We start from the raw sequence: 22,311 nt of genomic DNA, 5'->3' as shown, positions 1-22,311 counted from the left end.
ACTATTTGGGTTCTAGGATCGCAGGCAGCAGAATGGAGAAAATGGTACCTTCACCTATTTTACTCTCCACCTGAATTCCATAAGGTTTACCAAAATGAAGTTGAATCCGCCGCTGCACATTATGCAATCCAATCCCATTCGTTCCCGTACTTGCACCGGGCTTCTCTTCCAATAGATTCTGCATCGTTTGATGATCCATACCCACACCATTATCGCAGACCTCGATCACAACTTCATCCAGTTGTGATTGAATTCGAATGGTGATGATTCCGTCTTCTTCAAGTTCGGCCAGACCATGAAAAATCGCATTCTCCACAATCGGCTGCAGGATCATTTTGGGCATGCGATAATTCAGCAGTCTATCCTCAACCTCATATCTCATTTGAATACAATCGTAGTACCTGACATTCTGGATCGTTACGTAATTCGTTATATTATCAAGTTCCTCACGAATGGTTACGAGGGTTCCATCGGATTTTGTTGCATAGCGGAGCATCGAGATTAAGGCATCGGTCATTTCCACGATTTTATCAGCCTGCTGCATCGAGGCAATCCATTTCACCGACCCAAGGGTGTTATACAGAAAATGAGGCTTGATCTGGTCATGGAGCGCACGCATCTCGGCCTTCGCTTTCTCTATTTCTTCCTGCTGCATCCGTTCGACCATTCGCTTCAATTCGTGCGACATTCTGTTAAATCGAATGGATAAATGTCCAATCTCATCTCTTGATCCAATAGGTTCAACTTGTTCAAACTGACCTTTCTCGACTAGAGCAATATTCCGTAGCAGTTTTTTAATGGGAGTTGTGATCACGTGAGATAAAAAGATGGATATGACGGCAGCAAAAAGAACAATGACAATGGCAAGCGTCACCAGATTACGGCCCAATATTTTGCCATCAGCAGTCAGCTCATCCAAAGGCATATATAAGTAAGTTGTCCATTTTTGCTGACTAAGGGGACTGGTCACCACGACATTTAGTGATTCAGGCGGACGAACGTTGTCCCGGAACAGTGTCCCGATCAATCGTTCGTTCACGTTATATACGATCTTGTCATCCTCATCAACGATCATGAATCTGGAGCGCAGCCCTTCCTGCAAGTTTCGATTGACGATTTCGATGAATTTGATATCAATGCTGACAACAATCACGCCAAGCAGTTTTCCACTAGTCACATCATGAATTTTGCGAGCGTGTGACACTGCCAGTATTTTATTCTCCAATTGCTCGTCGATTCGTGTTGTGAGGGTAATGGTTCGATCCTTATCATGCATGAACTTTTTAAACCACAATTCGTTTGCTACTTTGAAGTTTGGATCAATGGGTTGATGTGGACTTACAAAAAGGTCTTGCCCCCCGTTCATATTGTAGAGGTAGATGGAGAATACGCGATCTTTCATCATGATATAATTCATCAGAATATTGTATGCGGCAATCTCATGTTGTTCATCACCCTCTCGCAGGAAATCCTGGATCGGAAAACTCCCTTCATGAGTCGCAGACAGATTGTCACTAAGGCCATTGCTGGCGAGCAACGAAATTTTCTCAATCTCCTTGAGGAACTCGTCAATGCGAATATTCGTCTGTTTGGCCAGATCGTTTAGCAACGTTGTATAGTTCTGTGCCAATAACCGCTCGGAGGAGTAATACGAGTTGATTGTCATCACCAATACCGGAAGGATAATGACCGTCATACAGATCACCATAATTTTGTACTTTATTCGGAAGGGCCGAACATGCTTCATATGCTGCACCTCTATTCACCGATTACATTCATCCCTGCTGTAATTCTCGATATTCCTCAGGAGTGACACCTACCGATTTTTTGAAAATCTTACTGAAGTACGTGTAATTATGGTAACCCACCTTTTCTGCGATTTCATACACTCTCATTCCTCTGCTCAATAGATACGCCTTGGCATGTTCAATTCGAACTCGGGTCAAGTACGTGATAAAGTTCTCTCCTCGTTCCTGTTTGAACACACGGCTGAGATACGACGGATTCACACTAATTTGGCTAGCGATACTTTGCAGTGAGATATCTTCCGCATAATACTTGTCGATCAATTCGGTGGCGAGATCGGTGTAAGTGCTTTCCTGTTTGATTTGGGAATCAGTTTGGAAGTAATACGCAATATGAGCAAGCATATCTTGGTGGATATCCTCCCAATACTCCCCCTTTAGAACGATTTCATAGGGTGATTTTTCTGTTAAAGAAGGGGCACCTCTTTCCGTAGCTCGGGATAGATGGGAATGTATCGTTTCCATTACCATAATATATTGCTTGCGAATGCTATTCTCATCTGCTCGTAGCTGTTCCAAATTGGATCGGATTCCTTCAAGGAACTCTTCCGCCTTTTTGTTGTCTTTGCTTACCCATAACTTCAACAAATCTCGTTCTTGTTGCGGGCTTAAAGCCCCCTTAACTTCATGTCGATCTGGGGATTGAACCATATCATCGTAATACAACACCTGGTTGCTTCCTGTGAAGAAACTCTGTTGTAGAGCCGTTTCTGCCTCTTGGCAGGCCTTCCTGATGTGAAGGAAACCGGAAGTCATTCTACTTACCCCAGCCGTGAGCGATAGATTCATAAAATCCTTGATCGAAGACAGCAATTTATTACATAGTTTATTCAAGTCGGCGTGTACAGATTGGCTCTCAGGAAGTACGTTGACGATCACCCAATATTCTGAGGAACTTTCAACAAAAATCTCTTTCTCCCACTTCGATGGAATGATCTCTTCCATAATATTAAGAATCGAAAATCGGAGCAGCTTTTCCCCCTTCTCGACATATTTCCGCTTTGCATCCTCGTAATAGTTCACGATGAATTTCATGACAACCAACTGGTCCGAACGTATACGAAAATGAAGTTCTTCCGCTTTGGTGACGATATCCTCTTCACTAATGAATCCGCTTACAATATCTTGAAAGAAACTATCCTTTAGATATCTTAGGCTCTTGGAATAGTCCTGTGCTATAGAGGGTGTGTTGGTTGGGTGAACATGTTCACTTTGCAGTTTCTGTCCAACAGTGCTCAGGAGGTCAATAAGGGAGGATTCGGTGATCTCACTTTTAATCAAGTAATCTGAAGCGCCAAGTTTTAGCGCCTCTTTCACATAATGAAATTCGTCAAAATTACTCAGGATGACATACTTACAGGTTTTCAGTACGCAGGAGGCCTCTTGTATAAGTTGCAACCCATCCATAATCGGCATCTTAATATCTGTAATGATTAGATCAGGCATAACTTCAAGCGCAAGGCTTAATGCCTCTTTTCCATTTCCCGCCTCTCCAACAACATAGAAATTATACTCTTCCCAATTCAGCATGGAACGAATTCCAACCCGCATGAGCAATTCATCATCTACGATCATCAGTTTATACATGCGTATCCCCCAACATGAACCATTTTTAGATATTTTACCATTAAACGAACCGTTGCAAAGATGTCTAGCGAACCTTATTGAATTGCGGGTATCATAAATAACACTTTTACAGAACATATGTTCCTGTTATAATCAGATTATCGTATTTGGTGTAACATAACATGCCCGCCTGGAAAGGATACATATCATGAATTTATACAAGTTTGAATTAACGGTGAACGGATATCTATTACGTGTTCATTTCAGTGCATCTGAAGAAAGTGGATTGAAATGGTGCAAACGAATTGCTACTGAATTCCAGAACAACGTTGCCAATCTGGAGATCAAGGTTGATATACATAAAAAGCAGAAACAAAAGCATGCACGGGATTATCACGGAAAACCGTATCTGTATGATAGGACACTCAGGAAAAAGCCGCTTGCGAAGAAAAATAAAACGGCTGAATCATCTGCGGTTATGTAAAGGTTACTAAAAGACGCTAAGATTCTCATCATATAGGCTAATTGGTTGGAGAGAATTTAATTCGGGTGTTCTCCACTATGCCGAACAGTTTTAGCGCCTCTGTATACTCTTGTCCTTCCTGTCCTTCCTTTAATACCAAAGATAAAAGCTTGCTCCTATGTGGAACAAGCTTTTGTCCGTGTCAATTGTACTATATGCCAAGAAAGATTGTTGTTCACCGTTTGAGACACGCCCTAGTATCTCTCTGATTCCTTAAATATCATATAACGATGGACACCTCTGACAGCATGCATTGCTTCCTGTAATAGCTGAATCGCAGTTTCGCGTTGTCCCGCTTTTAGTTCGATCGCTGCAAGAAGCGAAGATCTCATCCAGACCTTGTTAATGGATTTCAAGTGTTCCCTCGCCTGCTCACTTCTTCCTTCTTCCATAAGCAAATACGTTTCATAATATGTACGATAATCCGATCTACGCATATTCTGCACCGCAGTACGAACAGCTACCAAGTCGTTGCGATAGATGCCATAGGCTGCATTATAGACTGCTTGGGTCCTTTTATTTGTGTCCTCATTTCTGATGCGCTCTATTGTGTGTTCCAATTCATCATCAAGTCTGTTTGCAAGAGCGTAATAGATATAAAGCTTTGGAGTATTCTCCTGTCTGCGTAGAAAAGCCTCGACGCGCTCCATGCGTGTTTCCCAACCCAGAGGATAAAAAATACGAATGGTAAACATGATCAGAGTAGCGGTGAGAACGACCCCAAGTATCCAAAACAGAGATTGGTCATTCATCTTCATGTACACAACAAATAAAAATACGGCCAAATAAAAAACAATATCCCACTTATACTTTCCCATCTCCATCTCCATCTCCTTCATAGACATAAAAAAACTATTATATCAAAACAAACCCCAAGGAGTATATGCACTGCATCCTTTGGGGTTTAGTTAGATTTATAAAAATTGATTTATTGAAATTTTCTTCATTAACGACAACCGACAGTATTATCAACTCAATAGACTAGATTCTCACGCCCCGGCGTCTCCAATCATTTGTCGTTCAATTTGTTTCATTTCATAAAAATAGCCTTTTTGCTCCATCAGCTCACAGAAAGAACCTGATTCCACGATCTTGCCTTGGTCCATGACCACAATCCGATCCATCTCTTCCAATCCCGTCAGCCGATGGCAGATCAGAAGAAATGTATCTTCGGATGCTTGTGCAAGAAGATGCTGGAGCACATGTTTCTCTGTGACGTAATCCAACGAAGAAGTTGGTTCGTCCAGAAGCCATAACCGTCCTTTGCGCAGCATGGCCCGTGCGAGAGCCAGCCGCTGCTTCTCACCATCCGACAGGTTCTCCCCTTTTTCATAGACCATGTCGGTCAACAACTTATTCGGCAGTTGGACTTTATCCAGCACAGCCGACAGTTGTTCATCCGAATGATCTTCTCCATTCAGCAACAGGTTATCCCGGATGGTTCCCCGGAAGAAGTGGCTTTGCTGCAACACGACATTCGTCCCTTGCCAAATGCTCTCTTCATTCAGTTCCTTCACCGAAACATCGTTTAATCGTATATCGCCAGACGTTGGTGCGCGCAGCTTGAGTAACAAATCAATAATCGTTGACTTGCCTGACCCGCTCGGCCCGACAATCGCTGTTTTGGAGCCTGCTGCAAGTTGCAGAGATAGCTCCCTCAGCGCCGGTCTCCATTCCCCTTCATATTGGAAGTTAACACCGGATAGGTCAATCGAAACCGCCTGATCGGCTGAAACTTCACCGCTTGGCTGTACAGGTTGTACATCGGAGGTTGGCACTGTTTCCGCCAGTCGCTGAGCGGCGTGTTCGCTGTCCTGCTTATATAGAGGCAATATAGCCATTGCGGCAGCTTCTTCGAACACGGTCTGCGTGGCCAGGATCAACATGGCGAGGAATACACCTGCAAACGCTCCATTCACAATTAAAAAGGCGCTCAGTGCCAGCACTCCCCATGTAACAAGATACGTCACAAAAACGTGCATGGATTGCCCGCGCAGCAAGTGCGAAGCGGCTTGCCTCTGTTCCGTTGCCAATGCAGCAGAAGCCTGCTGAAGCTGTTGCTTACGCTGTTCCAATTGGCCGTATACTTTCAAATCCCTGAAACCATACAACACTTCGGTTACTTCCGTGGACAGCAAGGCCCGTTGCTGGCGGACACGTCCGTTTATTTTTCGCTGACCTAACAAGACAATACCTGGTACAACAAATGCCGTAATCAGCATACCTATTACTAACAAACACGCAATCCAGATCGAAAAGGCCGAAGTGAACAGCATGGTAGCCAAAAACACCATAACGACCATGATGGGTGGATACGCGACCCGCAAAAAGTAATTTTGCAAACTTTCCACATCACCCACGATCCGCGCAAGCAGATCCCCGCTTCGGTTTTTGTTCAATATACCTGGCGTTACCGGGATCAGTTTGGCAAAAAAGGACGTCCGCAAACGGCTCAGCATGGAGAATGTCGCCCTGTGCGAATATAAGCGTTCCCCGTAGCGACTTGCCGCTCGAAGGAAACCAAGTAGTTTGACCATGGAGGTGAGTACAATTAAGGTGTACAGCGGTGGCGCAAATACTGTTTGAGATATCATATAGCCACTCGCGGAAAAGAGAGCTACCCCTGCTATGCCGGCGATAAATCCGCCCAATATCGAAAGCAAGATATCCTTGCGCTCCTGAATCATCGCTTTTGACAGAATCGTCAGCTCATTCATGCTAACCCTCCTTTCCGTTGTACATCAACCATCTCCGCATATTGAGGCAGGCGCGCCAGAAGTGCTTCATGATGTCCTGAATCCACTAATACCCCACTATCCATAAACAAAATGTTGTCCGCATGTTGAATTGTATATAAACGGTGTGCCACCGTAATCATCGTTGCCGTTTTGGCTAATGCCGCAATGGATTGTTGCAATACCCGCTCGGTGTGTAGATCCAGACCAACGGTGGGTTCGTCGAACAAAATAACAGCTGGTCGCTTCAGAAAAGCACGTGCCAAAGCAAGTCTTTGCTTTTCCCCACCAGACAGCCCCCGGCCACCTTCACCAACAAACGTATCCAAGCCCTGCTCCAATTGTGCAACAACGCTAGCAAGCCCTGCTTCCTCTGCCGCCTGCTCAATTTCAGCTCTGGAGACGTTCCGACCCGCGCCAATCGCGATATTTTCGGCAAATGTACCTGCAAAAATATACGGATGCTGTGTAATATAGCTAACACGTTCAAACCATGCAGCCTCATCATGTTGCGAAAGCTGGCTTCCGTTAACCAGAACCGCTCCCGAATCTGGTTTCAGTAAACCGGCAATGAGATGAAGCAGCGTGGTTTTACCTGAGCCACTTTTGCCTACAATAGCAATCTGTTCTCCCGGTCCAATCGAGATCTGTCCTGTCTCAAGTCCAAAGGAATCAGGTGTGTACTGGAATCGGACATCGTTCAGTTCAATGGTTGGTGGCATTGGAATCAACTCGGCACGAGCTGTACGAAGCTCTTCCGTCTTTGCAATTGCATCGACATCGGTTAATTCGCTTTGATCCGGTCCTTCTTCAGGCTTCGTTTGTGTGCTCTTGACACTAGTGTCCGCGAGCATCTGTTCCACCTTGCGAATGGCCCCCATACTGGTTCGCCCGCTGTGAAAAGCCGTTCCTGTATTCTTCAACAGACTGTAAAACTCAGGGACGAGTAACAACACGAGAAAGGCTGTGTGGAAGTTCATCGATTTGAAAACCAGTAATTGAATAGCCAGTTCAAGCGCGACAATACCAATGCTTAACATCACGATCGATTCCAGCATAAACGTATTTGTAAATGCAATCTTCAAAATTCCCATGGTGGCATCACGATACCCCAGACTGCTACGTTCAATCTCCTGCTGTTGACGTTTAGCCCGTCCGAATATTTTTAACGTAACCAGCCCTTGAAGCGAATCCAGAAACGTACCGGAAAACTCAGCCAGTTGCGCGTATTTTTCTTCTGATTTGTTCTTTGTCTTGAGCCCAACCAAGATCATGAACAGCGGGATAAACGGTGCCGTAAACAGCATAATCCAGCCTGTGTTAGAGTGCTGCGTAAACGTAACAACCAGAATCAGAATCGGGATCATCGCAGCTTCCATCATACGCGGCATGTACTGACTGAAATAACTGTCGGCCTCATCCACAGCATCCAAAGCAACACTGACCTTTCCTCCCGTCTGTCCACTCAGGGTTGAAGGCATGGAAGCGCGGGTCAGGTTCTGCAACACAGATGCTCGCATATTTGTCTTGGCGCGTGCTGCCATATGCAAGCCCACTTTCCCATTACCATACGACAACAGTGAGCGTACGGCCATAACAGCCAATAATAGGACAAGCAACAGGATCACTGATGAAAAGGAAGCTTTCTCTACAAAGATTCGCTGGACTGCTTCAGCCACCAAGGTGGCCTGGCTTATAATAGCTACACCAAGGGCCAGCGAAATGATCGCAAGGAGAAGTCTGTTTTTTCGTTGTAAAGACATTTGCTGCGAGATCAGATTGGATTTGCCTCTCCTTTTCATTGAACGCTCCTCCTTTATTTTTTCCCTTTCACATAATCCGCATCAAACAGGAACAGTTTGAAGACCAGAATAAGAGAAGGAATTAACAGGCACAGACCACCGATAAACACAACGACGAGTGCAAAACCCATCGCTGGTGGTGTCGCGCTACTCTGAATGGTGATGAATGGATCGAGAATGTAAGGATATTGCCCAATCCCGTAAGCAAAAAAGGCTGTGAGAAATTGCAGCATGATGCATATAAAAGCTAAACCATAACGGCGTCCGTTATATAACAGCCACATGGCAATCATGAAAAACGCAACGGAAAGCGCCAGCAGCCACCATAAATCCATCATATTTTGAAAATGACGCTCATTGTGTTGACCCAAATATATAAATGCAGTCAGCGCGAGAATAATGGTCGGTGTGCTCCAGAACAAAGCATAGTTCCGCATCAGCTTCAATGCCGAATGGTCCTCTGCGCGAGAAGCGTAAAATGTGAGAAATGACCCACTAATGAACAATACGGACACGATCGCCAGTCCAACGATGCTCCACGATAATGGATTCGTAAATAGCGCCCAGTAATCCAGGGAAACGGTATCTCCCTGCTTCAAAATAAAGCCACCTTCAGAAAGGGTCAGTGCCACTGACAATGACGCTGGAATAAGCAACCCTGTAGCTCCATATAAGAACAAATACACGATACTTTTTTTGGAACCATAATTTTCGAAAGCATAGAACGACCCACGAATGGCAAGTAAAATGACGGCAATACTTCCTGGAACAAGCAGCGCGGAGCCATAATAATAGGCCGTGTCCGGGAAAAATCCAACGATGCCAATATAGAAAAAGACAAAGAATACATTGGTGATCTCCCAGACCGGTGATAGATAACGGGAGATCAGACGATTAATTAGATGATCCTGCTTTGTCAGGCGTGCATAAAAGGCAAAGAAACCTGCTCCAAAATCAATGGAAGCTACAATAAGATAGCCGTACAAGAACAGCCAGAGTACCGTAATACCAATTAATTCATAACTCATCAGGCCTGATCCCCTTTCTTGGCTGATTGATCATGCTGCTCCTTCAACCATTTCTCCATCTCGAGTTCAGCAGGATTGTTATTGAACAACCGTCTCAGTACGACGACACACATAACGCCTAGCAGGATGTAGAGAAGCAAGAAGACGAAAAATAAAATTCTCACACTCGGTGAAGAAGTAGCGGCCTCTTCTACCCGCATATAACCTCGGATGATCCATGGTTGCCGCCCGATCTCTGCATAGAACCAACCCATCTCAACGGCCAGAAAAGCAAGCGGTGCACTCAGTGCAACCATACGTAGCATCCACTTGTTAAACTGATTACGTTTCTTCCAGAATACAAACAGGAAGTACAGACTTGATATAGCAAGCAGAGCGAATCCAATACCAGCCATTAGATCAAACAAATAATGCACAAGTAAGGGCGGGTGTTCATCTGGTGGAAATTCGTTCAGCCCGGTTACCTCGGCGTTAAAGTCTCCAAAGGCAAGGAAACTGAGCAGTTTCGGCAAATGAAGAGCGCCTATAATTTCATGTTCTGCATTCAGCCATCCCAAAAAAATCAAATCCGCGCCGCTTTCCGTCTCGAAATGCCACTCGGCAGCTGCGAGCTTCTCCGGCTGATGCTCAGCCAAAAACTTGGCAGACACATCTCCAGCTAAAGAATTTAACAAACTGAATACCAGCACAACGGCCATCATGAGATTCAAGCCTTTTTTGTGGTAGGCTGACACTCCTTTTCTCAGCATCGCAAAGGCTGCTATTCCTGCTAACAGAGCAGCTCCTGTCAGATAAGCCGAGCTTAATACATGGAACACTTTGGAGAACGTCGCTGTATTCAGCATCGCTTGCACGGGGTTCACTGCCATGAATTGACCTGCTTCCATGACAAAACCTTCAGGCTGGTTCATGAAGCCGTTCACTGTTGTAATAAAAACAGCAGACATGCCTGCCCCGGCGACAATCGGAATAGTCAGCAACCAGTGGATATACGGATTTTTGAACCGATCCCACGTGTACAGATAAATGCCCAGGAATATTGCTTCAAAAAAGAATGCAAATACTTCCATAAATAGTGGCAGTGCAATGACATTCCCGGCAAGTTTCATAAAATTCGGCCATACCAAGGCCAACTGTAGTGAGATCGCTGTGCCTGTCACGACACCAACCGCGACAGAAATGACAAACCCTCTGGACCACCTCTTTGCCATAAGTATGTAATGGTGATCCTTCTTCCGAATGCCGATGAACTCTGCAATAGCAATCATCAAAGGTACGCCGACACCAAGCGTTGCAAAAATCACGTGGAACCCGAGCGTCAAACCAGTCACTAGCCTGCTCCATAAAACCGTATCAATAGCCATTCTTTGTGTTGCCTCCTTTCAAACTCTGTTTAATTTAGAAACATTCAATATCAGATTTGGCCAAGCTCAATGCAGAATTGCGAAAAATTTCACAAAGTTAGGTATGACGATATCTTGCCACACCTATAATGCGTTTACTCCTGTAGGCCCCCGATAATAACAATCATTGGATGCCTATTAAAATCTGATATTGATGCACTTAAAGTACTAACGAAACCTATTAATCAAAATTATTATATCTTTATTTTTACCTAATTCAATCAAAGACACGTCTTCTACCCTAAACGTTCAAGAAAGGATCAACTCTTTCTGACAACTTGGTGAAAATCAAAAAATACACCCAATGGAGCTATTGATTCATTGGGTGTAAACGTGTTATTGCACGGCAGATTCTCTATTTTACTTGCTTACTTGCTCCGGACTCGCCACACCTGCCTCGTTACGTACGCTCATGATGATCAGTGATGCAGCTAATACCGTAAGGATGATTCCAAGCATCTGAAATCCTGTCACATTGAATGTATCCCCCATAACAATTCCAATCAATAACGACGATAAAATGGTCCCCAGGTAGCGTGATGTATTAAAAATACCCGATGCGACTCCAATCATTTCTTTGGGTGTGCTTTTAAACAGTGCTGCTTGCATACCGACCGCGTTTAGGCCGTTACTTATGCCAAATAAAGCTAAGGCAACAATGATTATGAAGATTGGAGAAGTTTCATTCATAACAACGATTAATATAGAGCCAAATGTCATTAAAGAAGCGGATACGATCAGAGCTGGCCGTGATCCTGATCTGTCAATCCAGCGCCCTGCGATCGGAGCAATAATGACCGAACATAACCCCAAAGCTAGCATGCTCATTCCTGTATGAACTTCGTTGAGATGACGTACCTGCTTCAAATACGTAGGAACTCCAAAAAAAAGTGCGTAAAACAGGATGTTCACCAACATGTATTGCACATTCACCCAATTCATCTCCGGATATGAGGCAAACGTTCGCAGAGGGATAAAAGGCGTGGCTGCTTTTAATTCATGTCGGAAGAACATGACGAGTGCGATTAACCCGATCCCCCCTGTCAGCAGATGCCATGTTGAAATATCTCCTGTGGAATTTACTGAAAGTAAACCGATGAGCAGAGTCACCAAAGCTACCGTAAACATCAGGATACCTGGTGCGTCAATTAACGCAAGCCATTGCCGAATGGACATGTGACCAGAGATAGACGGAGATTGCTCGTCCTTCGGGATTGTTTTCCAGGCGAACCAAAAACTCACCAAGACAAACGGAATATTAACGAAGAATATGCTGTGCCAGTCCCACCAATGAATCAATACTCCACCAATAAAAGGTCCAATTGCAGCCGCTCCAGAAAGGAATATAGCCAAGGTGGACAAGGCGGAGGCTTGTTTTTCAGTCACGTTCATTCTGACAATCGCCATTCCGACGGCCACCATCATGCTTGTGCCAATTGATTGAACAATCCGGAATACGATGAGCCACGAAAAACTGGGAGACCACGGAGCTAACATGGACGATACAAAAACAATAACAAGACCCATGAGGAAGATCTTCCTGCGGCCAAACAAATCACTACACTTGCCCATGACGGGTTGAGCGACAGCACTGGCAATGTAAAATGATAAAATAATCCACGAAACGGCTGTAAAATTAAGTTGATACACTTGTTGTAACCTGGAGATTGCCACCGAAATCATGGAGGAATTCAACGGATTCAACATAATTCCGAGTCCAACAGCTAACATCAATCCTTTATTTCGAACGTTCATTGGTGCACCTCTCTCTCTTCTGCTGTTATCTTACTTGAACGTATTCATTTATTCCAACGCATTATATGTTATGATTTGATGAACTAGAAGGAATGAAGGGATGGTGCAAATGGAGCTTCTTCAACTAAAATATTTCCTGACGGTGGCCCGATGCGAACATGTTACGGAAGCTGCGGGAAAGCTGCATGTCACGCAATCCTCCCTGAGCAAAACGATACAACGATTAGAGGACGACCTGGGAGTCCCTTTATTTGATCGAATCGGGAGAAAGCTGCGACTAAACGACTTTGGAAGAACATTTCTTCAGCGAACTGAAAAAGCCTTATTTGAACTGGAACAAGGAAAGCGGGAAATTGCTGACCTCTCCAACCCGGATCAGGGTACACTGCAATTGGCGGTGACTACGGCAAGTACTTTGCCAGGTATACTCCGGGAATTCCGAAAAAACAAGCCGGATATTCAGTTCCATGTGCAAATGGTTTCGTTAGAAAACATGTCCAGACTCCTACATCGGGGCGAGGTGGACTTTTGCCTCTCCTCCCCTCCGATTGAAGGTGACGATATCAAATGTCAGATACTATATGACGACCCGATTGTAGTCGCTGTTCCTATGGGTCATCGATATGCAGACCGAAGCAGCATTCAATTAACCGAGCTTAAGGATGAGCGGTTTGTTGGGGTGAAGCAAGGGTATGGGGTTCGTGATATGGTAGATTCCGTATGTCAATCCGCTGGTTTCCTACCGAAGTATGTATATGAAGGTGATGAGCCTGCAAGATTAACAGCCCTTGTGGAGGCGGAGATCGGTCTCGCGTTTATACCTAGCACAGCCAGAAACCCCCATGAGCGCATTAAATATCTTCAGGTAGAGGAGCACCAACTCGTTCGGAAAATCGCTTTACTTTCGCATAAAAACAGGTATATTTCCAAAGCCGCTTTAGAGTTTCGCAGCGTGGTTATGGACTATTTCAGTGCTATGCCATGAGCATAAATTCAGTCCAGAGGAGTCCATTCGAACATCTGAAATTCCACCGCATAGAAGCTCATATTAATGTGGATAACACCCCTTCCATGAAACTGGCAGAGAGTGTTGGTATGGAATTCGAATGTCTACGTAAAGGGTTTATACACGAAAATAATGAATGGAACGATCACTTGGTGTATTACAAAAATTCTAATTAAACGGTTCATACAACTTACTCTAAAACAAGGGAACTCCATATCATGAAGTTCCCTGTTTTCTATGTTTGTTGAATATTCTTCTTTTTGCGATGAAGGGTTACTACTCCCAAACTAACTGCTGAAATCGATAATAGGATTATTGCATTACTTGAGACTAATGATTGCACTGTATCTAGTCGTAATAATTGCGTAATTAACCTTCCTTCATACGGTGAAAGTGTGGCTCCCAAGTTATACGCGATCAGAACAATGGTCGTACCCAGCTTTGCCATTTTGGCGATTTGTTGTGCAAAAGTATGCAATAAATAGGGCATTATACAGCGGAATGAAAACCCGATGATCATTGAGCACACGGTAGTAAGAATAATACTTTGCGAGATCGTCGTAACGAACATCGAGCTTCCAAGTAACAGAATTGATAATGGAACGATATAGTTACCGAGTGATTTGTATACTTTTCCAAAAGAAAAACCGGCAACAAAAGCTCCCAAACCTATAAATGCAATCATGTTGCTTCCGTTTGTCGCAGTTCCGATATTTTTTTCCAAAATCAAAGGAGTAATCTGTAAATTATAATTGATGAAAATAGCTACTATTACAAATAATAAGAGACCATAGCCAATCATGACTTGAAGGGCTTTTTTATTATTAGTGTGGCTTGGATTCGTGGTGACCTCTTCTCTTCTATTAAGCTCTTTTTTATCAGAAGGAACGAAAATCAGGAATGCAATGAAAATAGGAAGTGCCAGGGCGTAGACATAAAATGATGTGTGCCAGCCCATTTTCAATAGTTGACCAACGAGTAGTGTTAGACAAATGCCTCCTAATCCCTCAAAGGCACTTTCTAAGCCAATTACGGTTGCTTGTTTACCTGGATTTTTATGATACATATCACTGATCATCTGAATGATGAGCCGGTTAAATAAACCTACACCTAACCCAAACAAACAGCGAGAAATGAACAGCAACGAAAAAAGGTCATGATACAATGCAGGGAATACTCCCGCAATGAGAACAAGTCCTAATCCAGTTAGTATAGTTGCTTTCTTCCCAATAAGAAGTTCAAGTCGATTAGCAATTAACACACCAAGAATGACAAATAATGAAGGTATGGTCGTTAATAATCCTACATGTGTTACCGATATCTCTGGAAAATCATTGGCTATCGCAGGAATGTTAGCGGCAATCACTGGACCTGAAGAAATTAATAACGCAACGGACAATAACGAATATGTTTTAAGCTTCTCCATGGATATTATAAAAAACCAACTCCTAATGTTTGTATTTGCTCCATATGGCCGATAGTTAGCCTTGATGCTGCGATAAATGGATAAAGCAGTAACGCATAAGTCGATGACTTCATACGTTACTGCTCAGTCGATTAGAGTTCTTTGCCGTTACTTTGAATAACTTTTTTGAACCATTCAAAGGATTTTTTCTTGCTGCGTTTCAACGTACCATTTCCAGCGTCATCTTTGTCGACATGTATGAAACCGTATCGTTTACTCATCTCTCCAGAACTTGAGCTTACTAGATCAATGCAACCCCAGGACGTGTAACCCAACAACTCTACGCCATCTTCTTCCACTGCTGTTATGAAAGCTTGGATGTGTTGACGCAGATACTCGATTCTATAATCATCCGCAATATATCCCGTCTCATCAGGAGTATCTATCGCTCCTAAGCCATTTTCAACGATGAATAGTGGCTTTTGATATCGGTCATACAAGGAGTTCATTGTAATTCTTAGACCTTCAGGATCGATTTGCCATCCCCATTCACTCGTTTTCAAATGAGGATTGCGCAGTGTTGGAAACAGGTTAGCTGCCGTTTGTGTGTTTACTTCCGGATCTGCACTGGTTAATCGTGAACCATAATAACTGAACGAAACGAAATCAACCGTATTATTTTTCAAACATTCCTCGTCCCCGTCTTCCATGGCTAAATGAATATTCATTCGTTCTAACATTTTCTTGGCATAGTTTGGGTATTCTCCTCGGGATTGTACATCGACGAAGAAGTAGTGCTCGCGATCTCTTGTCATGGCTTTCCAGACATCATCTGGTGCACATGTATACGGGTAAGTGTTGGCACCTGCTAACATACAGCCAATCTTAATTTCCGGGTTAATTCTACGCGCAATTTCAGTTGCTTTTGCACTTGCGATCAATTGATGATGAGCCGCCTGATACTTCACAGCATCCTCATTCTCACCTTCTTCAAACACTAGGCCTGAGCTGCCAAAAGGTAGATGCAACAGCATGTTAATTTCATTAAAGGTAAGCCAATACTTCACTTTATCTTTATAACGGGTGAAGATCGTTTCACACAGTCTCTCATAATAATCCACCATTTTTCGACTTCTCCACGATCCAATGGTCTTCACTAAATGAATAGGGACATCAAAATGGGTAATAGTGACTAACGGCTCAATGCCATACTTCAAGCATTCATCAAATACATTTTCATAGAATTTCAAGCCCTCTTCGTTGGGTAACTCGTCATCTCCATTAGGGTAGATCCGAGTCCATGCCAAAGATAAACGGAAACACGTAAAGCCCATCTCTGCAAATAAAGCAATGTCTTCTTTATACCGATGATAAAAATCAATAGCCTCATGACTCGGATAAAAATGTTCTTGATCACACTCCAACATTTTTAACTGTCCTCGCATGACAGGAACACGATCTTTCCCTGCCGGGATTACATCAACTGTGGATAGTCCCTTGTTGCCTTCTGCATATCCACCTTCACATTGGTTAGCAGCAACTGCCCCACCCCACAAAAAGTCTTTTCTTAAAGTCATTAAAACACACTCCTAACCTGTAGTTTTGTTAAGCTTTGACAACCAACAATGTATTGTTAAAATCAATATTTTGGGGACTAGTCTCTGCGATCACATCCGAGTAACTATACGAATTGGTTACAATAACGGGCGTTTGAGTGACATATCCTTCTTGTCTGATTTTGTCCAGATCAAAAGTCAGCAAGGTCTGCCCTTTTGTAATTCTCTGACCTTCTTCAACGAACGCTTCAAAATATTTTCCGTTCAGCTTTACCGTATTTAAGCCGACATGAATAAGAATTTCGACTCCTTCATCGGATAATAGTCCAATAGCATGTTTCTTAGGAAATAGAGACACAATCATGCCATCAAATGGAGCAATGACTTTCCCCTCGCTAGGTTCAATAGCAATTCCTTTACCCATTGCCTCTGAGGCAAACGCTGCATCTTGTACATCCTGAAGTTGAATAAGCTGACCTTTAAGCGGAGTTGCAATAACAGAATCTTTAATTGTAATGACTTCATCCGCAACCCCACTCCCTTCGTTCGCATTTGAAACAGTGTTATTCTGTGAAGGTGCGTCTTTTTCATATTTCAAACTGAGCAAATAGGTAAGTACAGCAGTTACGACAGTTGTTATAACAAGTGCGATCAAAATGTTATATAGATTCCAGATATTTTCACCAATGTACAGAGGAATCGCCGGGATTCCTGAAGCGCCTGTTGCGTAACGGGAAACATCCATTAGCCCTGCAAATAGTCCCCCACTGGCAGCTCCAATCATACCCGCGACAAGTGGGTATCTCTTCGGTAAGTTTACGCCATAAAGAGCTGGTTCCGTGATTCCCATCAACGCGGTGATCCCACTGGAAGCTGAAATTTGTTTTAATGCTTTATCCTTGGTTCTCATCCCTACAACTAATGCTGCAACACCTTGACCTATACAATTGATCATCGCCCCAGGACCGAGGATATTCTCATAACCTGATGTGGTGATTTGAGCAATGGATAGAGGCACAATATTATGGTGCAGCCCAAACATAACCAGTATTGGCCAGAAGGTTGCAACCAGGAAAATAACCAGCCAGCTACCATGTGCGCCCAAGAATTCAAAGCCCATCGCTAAATACGTTCCGAAAAATGACCCCAGCGGCCCCAATACGGTTAAGGCCAGAATTCCCGTTACTAAAATAGTGCACATGGGAACAAAAATAACTTTCACTGCATTCGGAATGATCCTTTTAAACAACGATTCAATATATGATTGAGACCAAACTATTAAGAGAATTGGAACTACAGAAGAACTATACGATACAAGAGTTAGCGGGATTCCAAAAACACTTACGTCAGTCCCATCCAAACGCAATTGTGTCAAGTTGGGATGGAGTAAAACACCGGCTAAAACGAGTGCTAAGACTGGACTGCATTTTAGTTTGTTTGCAGCTGAAAACGCCAACAAGAATGGTAAAAAGTAGAAAATAGCATCTGACATAAGACTTACGACATAGTAGGTTTGGGAATCTTTTGAAATCCAGTTGAACAAAATAAGTAGAGCGAGTAATGCCTTGATCATACCAGCCCCAGCTATAGCAGGAACAATCGGACTAAATGTCCCCGAGACGAAATCGATTAATTTCCCCAAAATACTAACTTTCCTAGCTTGAGTTGGTTCACCCGATGAACTCGCGTTAGGTTGAAGATGCTTGATCACTTCTTTGTAAACGTCTTCAACATGTGTGCCGATGACGACTTGAAATTGTCCGCCGCTCTCAACCGCATCAATAACACCGTCCAACGATTTAAGCGCTTTTTGATCTGCTTTATTAGTATCATTCAGTGCAAATCTAAGCCTAGTCATACAGTGAGTCAGAGTGGATACATTCTCACTACCGCCCACTTTCTCTACAATATCTTGAGCCAACTTCTCGTATTTCTTGCTCATCCAATAATGCCCCCTCTTGTTGTTGCCATCTAAATGAATGAGACCAAAAGCGCTCTAAATAACTTCTCTTTGCAATAAAAAAAGCTATTTATCTGAAATACATAAAGGCTGCATTCATTACACCTTTAAAATATCATCTGATAAACAGCTATAGCCAATACCTATAATTCATACTTTATTATGCCTGAAAGGCATGCCTGATATGTTCCAAAAAACGTACCTCCGTTTGACTGAATACCTTATGTTTTTTCCAGACAATCACTGTTGGAAACTGAAGTTCCGGTTGAAAAGGTCTGAAGCATAATGTGTCAGACTGCTTCATTGCAAGCGCACCCTCAATACAGATGGCCGTCCCTAACCCCTCCTCTACGAGGTTAAGTATGTTAGATATTAAATTATAGGTCGCAACAAAGTTTAAATGTGCATACTCATCGGCAAACCAGCTTGCAATCTCATTCTGTACGACAGATCGGCTGGATATGAGCAGAGGCACTCCGGCTAAATCGGTTGAAGTGACATATTCTTTCTGGGCAAGAGGTGATGAGGTCTTCATAAGGACTCCCCAGCGTTCCTTCTGGGGCAGTCTGATGAAATCGTATTTCTCAATGTGAATGGGCTCTAACAAAATGCCCACATCGAGCAGTCCTTTATCGATTCGCTCCTTTATGTCATCCCCCGTTCCACTATAGATGTGATATTTAACCTGCGGATACTCCATATTGAAGTCTTTTAATAATTGTAAAATAACATTGGACGTTAATGATTCAACACTCCCGATCGATATGGTTCCTCCAACCAGGTTGTTTTGATCTTTAAACTCTTTCTCTGTTTTATCCGCAAGTGTGAGAATTTCTTCTGCTCTTTGACGTAGAAGCATGCCTGCATCTGTAAGTGTTATTTTACTTTTCCCGCGTATAAACAATTGAGTTTCTAAATTTTTTTCCAGATCAGCCAACTGTCTGCTTAACGTTGGCTGTGTCACATGTAAGATCGTTGCAGCATGTGTGATATTTTCTACTCGAGCTACTGTCAAAAAATATCGAAGTACTCTTAACTCCATAATTCCTCCTGATTTACGTTCATTTAAGTGTCTACTGAATCATTCATTTCTTTACTATACCTTCCTGTTAACCAGAAGAAGACAGTTGATTGGGATAATCAACTGTCTGTTGTTTCAAATAAAGAAGATTATTTCTCTGGAATGATCTCATTAACGCAGGCTAAAGCATTTAGTGTTCTAGGAAATCCCATGTAGGGAAGGCAGTGAGTTAGAGCGGTGATCATGGTTTCTTTATAATTGCCAACATTGATGTTACCCTGAACGTGTGCTTTGACTTGACTATCCGCACCTCCGAGTGCACTTAGTATACAAAGGGTAAGGAGCTCTCGTGTTTTCAGATCCAGACCTCCGCGGGTATAGAAGTCTCCAAAACAAAATGCTGAAAGATAGTCCTGTATATGCTTCTGATTTGACGGGGCATTTTCCCGGTTTTTCTCAATAATATCGCCAAAAATCTCTTTTTGAATACCAAGTCCTTTGTCAAAGCGATTATCTTCTTCAACCCGTTTCTGACTTTCAAGAGGCAGTGCAACATTTCGCTCTTTGAACACTTCATTCATTTCCGATATGGCATTTAAGGTTTTGGGGAATCCCAAATAAGGTGCGCATTGATAGATTGCTTCTTGGATCTCCGTTGGAGTCAACCCAACATTTAGCGCTGCACGAGTATGTGCTTTGAGCTGTGGCAACGTTTGATTAGTAGCCAGTACTACCAAAGTAATAAGCTCTCGTTGCTTATCGTCAAGGGCACCTTGATCGAAAATTTCACCAAATATGAAGTGACTCAATATGTCCTGAAATTCAGGATGTGCAGCATATGCCGCTGGAACTCCCTCGCCGAATAGTCTTTTATATGTTTCCTGGCTCTTTTCGATTCGATTCATATTCATCTAACCTCCTGTTTCTTTTTAGTTAAAACTAGGTGTACCCATTTTACATTGAAAGAGGAAAGAATCCATATCCTATTCATATCATTTTATTGCCTAATCCTATCAAATGATTGTTTGTTGATGAAGAAAAGCGAACAAAGCACTTGCGTGCCCTGTTCGCTCTTCTTGGTGTAGCCATATTACTGTCTTCGCCTTACTCGCCCAAGCTGTCCCAGAATGATTGGAACGCGCCTTTCTCCACTTCCAGGAATGCCGGAACATTACCATAACGAACCAGACCTTCTTCACCAAACAGAACCAGTGGGACCTGCGTTTTGTCTTCCAGCGTGAGATAGATGATCTTGCGATCTTCCTTGCCGTAGAGGTTCTCTTCCAACTCCGGGCTCGTTGCGATCGGTTTGGCAGCATTTAGCGATGAGATAAAGCTGTCCAGTGCTTCATCCGCTGCTAACGGTTGAAGTTGCTGCAATCCGTTGTTCCAGCTGTCGAACGTCTCCCATTGCGCCGAGGCGATGTTGCCTTCGATATGAAGCTTGCCGATCAGGTCGGCACCAGTACCAATGGTGATCCCGTTGTTCTTGTCGAATAACTGAGCATACACCTGACCATCGATCTCGGTGTAGGACATGATGCGGAAGTCCTTGTCATAGCCATTGACCGCATAGATGTCTGCTTCGCCAATGTTGGAAGCAAGCTCCGTATATTTATCCTGGCCGCTCAGTTCATTGATGCCACCAGTTGTAGTGCCAAGCTTCTCACCCCGCAGGTTGAGTGCATTTGCGCCTTCAAGCAATGTTGGGGACTGCGTATATACGTTTCCTCCATATACAACCAGTTGCATCATATCAGCCATCGCGCCTTTGCCCTGTGAACTCGGCAACTCCATCTTCGGAATCACGATCGGGTCAAACGACGCGCCTGGAGTCACCGCTGCCACCTGTGGTGTTGGTGCGGCTGGTCCATTGAATTGTTGCCATACACTTGGCGCAGCCAATCCAATGCTGGCAGCGATAACAACACTTGCTGCAATGTATAGTGGTTTACGTTGACGTTTTGGTCCCTGATGTTGCGTGTTTAAGGATTGCTCTACCCGTTTTTTCATTTGCTCGTTTGTTTTCATATGATCCACCGCTTTCTTGTAGTTTTGTTTGAATTGTTCTTCGTTCATTACAGTCCCTCTCCTTCCAGCTCCAGTTTTAACAGCTGTCTTCCTCGTTTCAATCTCATTTTCACTGCTGATTCGCTAATCTCCAGGATCTCGCTGATTTCTCGGATCGGATAATCTTCGTAATAATACAGATGAACCACCGATCTATACTTGACGGGCAGTGACAGCACAAGTTCGATCAGCGCGTGATCTTCAGGGTTGTCTGTTGTAAGAGGATCGACTCCCTCCAGCTTGACCTCCCGTTTGCGCCAGCCTCTGCCTAATAAGGATTTGCAATGATTGGTGATGACCCGAATCAACCATGCTTTTTGATGCTCCGCATCGTTGAACGTAGGGGCTTTTTCTATTAGTTTGATGAAGGTATCCTGAGTGGCTTCCTCCGCGTCTTCTCGTCTGCCGAGGTGCACCATGGCAATCCGGAACAGCGTATCCGCGTATGTCTCATAAACTTTCATCACATGATCGCCCAGCTGGGGCACTGATCGCTGCATGGTTGTTATGCCCTCCTTTATACCTCTAACACTCTTACGGACGGCATTTGGTCACATTTTGTTTTAGCATTTTTTTACTGGTCCATTTCATTCAAAATGCAAAAAAAGAAAGCAGCCCCATGGAGAGGAGTTGCTTTCTTCATCTTCGTCTTTATTTTCATATAAAATGCATATCG

At 43.5% G+C, this 22,311-nt stretch carries 17 protein-coding genes and 1 pseudogene; 3 read left to right on the top strand and 15 right to left on the bottom strand.

Annotated elements, in window-relative coordinates; all coding sequences use genetic code 11:
- Position 1 precedes the first annotated feature (1 nt).
- Both MHI52_RS15490 and MHI52_RS15485 read right to left on the bottom strand, forming a co-directional pair.
- Positions 2–1,747, bottom strand: coding sequence for a sensor histidine kinase (locus MHI52_RS15490; protein ID WP_405159337.1), 1,746 nt, complete (start codon positions 1,745–1,747; stop codon positions 2–4).
- Positions 1,748–1,775: 28 nt separating this feature from the next.
- Positions 1,776–3,392: a helix-turn-helix domain-containing protein gene (locus tag MHI52_RS15485; protein ID WP_405159336.1), complete on the bottom strand. Its 1,617-nt coding sequence runs from the start codon at positions 3,390–3,392 to the stop codon at positions 1,776–1,778.
- A gap of 187 nt (positions 3,393–3,579) precedes the next feature.
- On the opposite strand from MHI52_RS15485, the gene MHI52_RS15480 reads away from it, so the two are divergent.
- On the top strand, positions 3,580–3,855 hold the full coding sequence (locus MHI52_RS15480; RefSeq protein ID WP_405159335.1) for a hypothetical protein: 276 nt from the start codon (positions 3,580–3,582) through the stop codon (positions 3,853–3,855).
- 233 nt (positions 3,856–4,088) lie between these two features.
- Here the strand turns inward: MHI52_RS15480 and MHI52_RS15475 are convergent, their stop codons facing one another.
- From MHI52_RS15475 to MHI52_RS15450, 6 genes are all read right to left on the bottom strand, one after another.
- Entirely contained in the window at positions 4,089–4,739 is a 651-nt protein-coding gene (locus tag MHI52_RS15475) for a hypothetical protein (RefSeq protein WP_282321400.1), read from the bottom strand.
- A gap of 144 nt (positions 4,740–4,883) precedes the next feature.
- Entirely contained in the window at positions 4,884–6,611 is a 1,728-nt protein-coding gene (gene cydC, locus MHI52_RS15470; RefSeq protein ID WP_405159334.1) for a thiol reductant ABC exporter subunit CydC, read from the bottom strand.
- Entirely contained in the window at positions 6,608–8,431 is a 1,824-nt protein-coding gene (gene cydD, locus MHI52_RS15465; RefSeq protein ID WP_405159333.1) for a thiol reductant ABC exporter subunit CydD, read from the bottom strand. Before cydD ends, cydC begins: the two co-directional genes overlap by 4 nt.
- A gap of 14 nt (positions 8,432–8,445) precedes the next feature.
- Positions 8,446–9,459: a cytochrome d ubiquinol oxidase subunit II gene (locus MHI52_RS15460; RefSeq protein WP_405159332.1), complete on the bottom strand. Its 1,014-nt coding sequence runs from the start codon at positions 9,457–9,459 to the stop codon at positions 8,446–8,448.
- The gene (locus tag MHI52_RS15455; RefSeq protein ID WP_074095104.1) at positions 9,459–10,823 is read right to left on the bottom strand and encodes a cytochrome ubiquinol oxidase subunit I; all 1,365 of its coding nucleotides are present in this window, start codon (positions 10,821–10,823) and stop codon (positions 9,459–9,461) included. Before MHI52_RS15455 ends, MHI52_RS15460 begins: the two co-directional genes overlap by 1 nt.
- 399 nt (positions 10,824–11,222) lie before the next feature.
- Positions 11,223–12,617: an MFS transporter gene (locus MHI52_RS15450; RefSeq protein WP_405159331.1), complete on the bottom strand. Its 1,395-nt coding sequence runs from the start codon at positions 12,615–12,617 to the stop codon at positions 11,223–11,225.
- Between the two features lie 109 nt (positions 12,618–12,726).
- Between MHI52_RS15450 and MHI52_RS15445 the strand changes: the two genes are divergently transcribed.
- Together MHI52_RS15445 and MHI52_RS15440 are read left to right on the top strand one after the other, a co-directional pair.
- Positions 12,727–13,602 carry a LysR family transcriptional regulator gene (locus MHI52_RS15445; RefSeq protein WP_405159393.1) on the top strand — a complete coding sequence of 292 codons (876 nt, stop codon included), beginning with the start codon at positions 12,727–12,729 and terminating at the stop codon, positions 13,600–13,602.
- A gap of 26 nt (positions 13,603–13,628) precedes the next feature.
- Positions 13,629–13,799 (top strand): annotated as a pseudogene (locus MHI52_RS15440) (GNAT family N-acetyltransferase); the annotation flags it as partial.
- Positions 13,800–13,858: 59 nt separating this feature from the next.
- On the opposite strand, the gene MHI52_RS15435 reads toward MHI52_RS15440, so the two are convergent.
- The 7 genes from MHI52_RS15435 to MHI52_RS15405 form a co-directional block, all read right to left on the bottom strand.
- A complete protein-coding gene (locus MHI52_RS15435) occupies positions 13,859–15,049 on the bottom strand; it encodes an MFS transporter (RefSeq protein WP_405159330.1) in 1,191 nt (396 codons plus the stop codon).
- Positions 15,050–15,180: 131 nt separating this feature from the next.
- Positions 15,181–16,605 (bottom strand): 6-phospho-beta-glucosidase, encoded by a 1,425-nt coding sequence (locus MHI52_RS15430; RefSeq protein ID WP_036671179.1) that lies wholly within the window; start codon positions 16,603–16,605, stop codon positions 15,181–15,183.
- A 28-nt stretch (positions 16,606–16,633) separates the two neighbouring features.
- Positions 16,634–18,526 carry a beta-glucoside-specific PTS transporter subunit IIABC gene (locus MHI52_RS15425; protein ID WP_405159329.1) on the bottom strand — a complete coding sequence of 631 codons (1,893 nt, stop codon included), beginning with the start codon at positions 18,524–18,526 and terminating at the stop codon, positions 16,634–16,636.
- Positions 18,527–18,704: 178 nt separating this feature from the next.
- Positions 18,705–19,586, bottom strand: coding sequence for a LysR family transcriptional regulator (locus MHI52_RS15420; RefSeq protein ID WP_036615799.1), 882 nt, complete (start codon positions 19,584–19,586; stop codon positions 18,705–18,707).
- 128 nt (positions 19,587–19,714) lie between these two features.
- Positions 19,715–20,470, bottom strand: a complete 756-nt coding sequence (locus tag MHI52_RS15415) for a carboxymuconolactone decarboxylase family protein (RefSeq protein WP_405159328.1) — start codon at positions 20,468–20,470, stop codon at positions 19,715–19,717.
- 199 nt (positions 20,471–20,669) lie between these two features.
- Positions 20,670–21,644, bottom strand: a complete 975-nt coding sequence (locus MHI52_RS15410; RefSeq protein ID WP_405159327.1) for a hypothetical protein — start codon at positions 21,642–21,644, stop codon at positions 20,670–20,672.
- Entirely contained in the window at positions 21,644–22,135 is a 492-nt protein-coding gene (locus MHI52_RS15405) for an RNA polymerase sigma factor (protein WP_282321409.1), read from the bottom strand. The genes MHI52_RS15410 and MHI52_RS15405 overlap by 1 nt, the downstream gene beginning before the upstream one ends.
- Positions 22,136–22,311 lie beyond the last annotated feature (176 nt).

It is taken from the genome of Paenibacillus sp. FSL H8-0283, from assembly GCF_045040675.1.
Taxonomy (GTDB): domain Bacteria; phylum Bacillota; class Bacilli; order Paenibacillales; family Paenibacillaceae; genus Paenibacillus; species Paenibacillus amylolyticus.
This window is presented reverse-complemented; position numbering and strand designations above follow the sequence as displayed.

Coding starts and splice junctions, on each gene's coding strand:
- MHI52_RS15450 (WP_405159331.1), bottom strand. CDS start 12,617: ATGAACGTTCGAAATAAAGGATTGATGTTAGCTGTTGGACTCGGAATT.
- MHI52_RS15445 (WP_405159393.1), top strand. CDS start 12,727: ATGGAGCTTCTTCAACTAAAATATTTCCTGACGGTGGCCCGATGCGAA.
- MHI52_RS15485 (WP_405159336.1), bottom strand. CDS start 3,392: ATGTATAAACTGATGATCGTAGATGATGAATTGCTCATGCGGGTTGGA.
- MHI52_RS15425 (WP_405159329.1), bottom strand. CDS start 18,526: ATGAGCAAGAAATACGAGAAGTTGGCTCAAGATATTGTAGAGAAAGTG.
- MHI52_RS15435 (WP_405159330.1), bottom strand. CDS start 15,049: ATGGAGAAGCTTAAAACATATTCGTTATTGTCCGTTGCGTTATTAATT.
- MHI52_RS15455 (WP_074095104.1), bottom strand. CDS start 10,823: ATGGCTATTGATACGGTTTTATGGAGCAGGCTAGTGACTGGTTTGACG.
- MHI52_RS15415 (WP_405159328.1), bottom strand. CDS start 20,470: ATGAATCGAATCGAAAAGAGCCAGGAAACATATAAAAGACTATTCGGC.
- MHI52_RS15405 (WP_282321409.1), bottom strand. CDS start 22,135: ATGCAGCGATCAGTGCCCCAGCTGGGCGATCATGTGATGAAAGTTTAT.
- MHI52_RS15430 (WP_036671179.1), bottom strand. CDS start 16,605: ATGACTTTAAGAAAAGACTTTTTGTGGGGTGGGGCAGTTGCTGCTAAC.
- MHI52_RS15410 (WP_405159327.1), bottom strand. CDS start 21,644: ATGAACGAAGAACAATTCAAACAAAACTACAAGAAAGCGGTGGATCAT.
- MHI52_RS15480 (WP_405159335.1), top strand. CDS start 3,580: ATGAATTTATACAAGTTTGAATTAACGGTGAACGGATATCTATTACGT.
- MHI52_RS15420 (WP_036615799.1), bottom strand. CDS start 19,586: ATGGAGTTAAGAGTACTTCGATATTTTTTGACAGTAGCTCGAGTAGAA.
- MHI52_RS15475 (WP_282321400.1), bottom strand. CDS start 4,739: ATGTCTATGAAGGAGATGGAGATGGAGATGGGAAAGTATAAGTGGGAT.
- cydC (WP_405159334.1), bottom strand. CDS start 6,611: ATGAATGAGCTGACGATTCTGTCAAAAGCGATGATTCAGGAGCGCAAG.
- MHI52_RS15490 (WP_405159337.1), bottom strand. CDS start 1,747: ATGAAGCATGTTCGGCCCTTCCGAATAAAGTACAAAATTATGGTGATC.
- cydD (WP_405159333.1), bottom strand. CDS start 8,431: ATGAAAAGGAGAGGCAAATCCAATCTGATCTCGCAGCAAATGTCTTTA.
- MHI52_RS15460 (WP_405159332.1), bottom strand. CDS start 9,459: ATGAGTTATGAATTAATTGGTATTACGGTACTCTGGCTGTTCTTGTAC.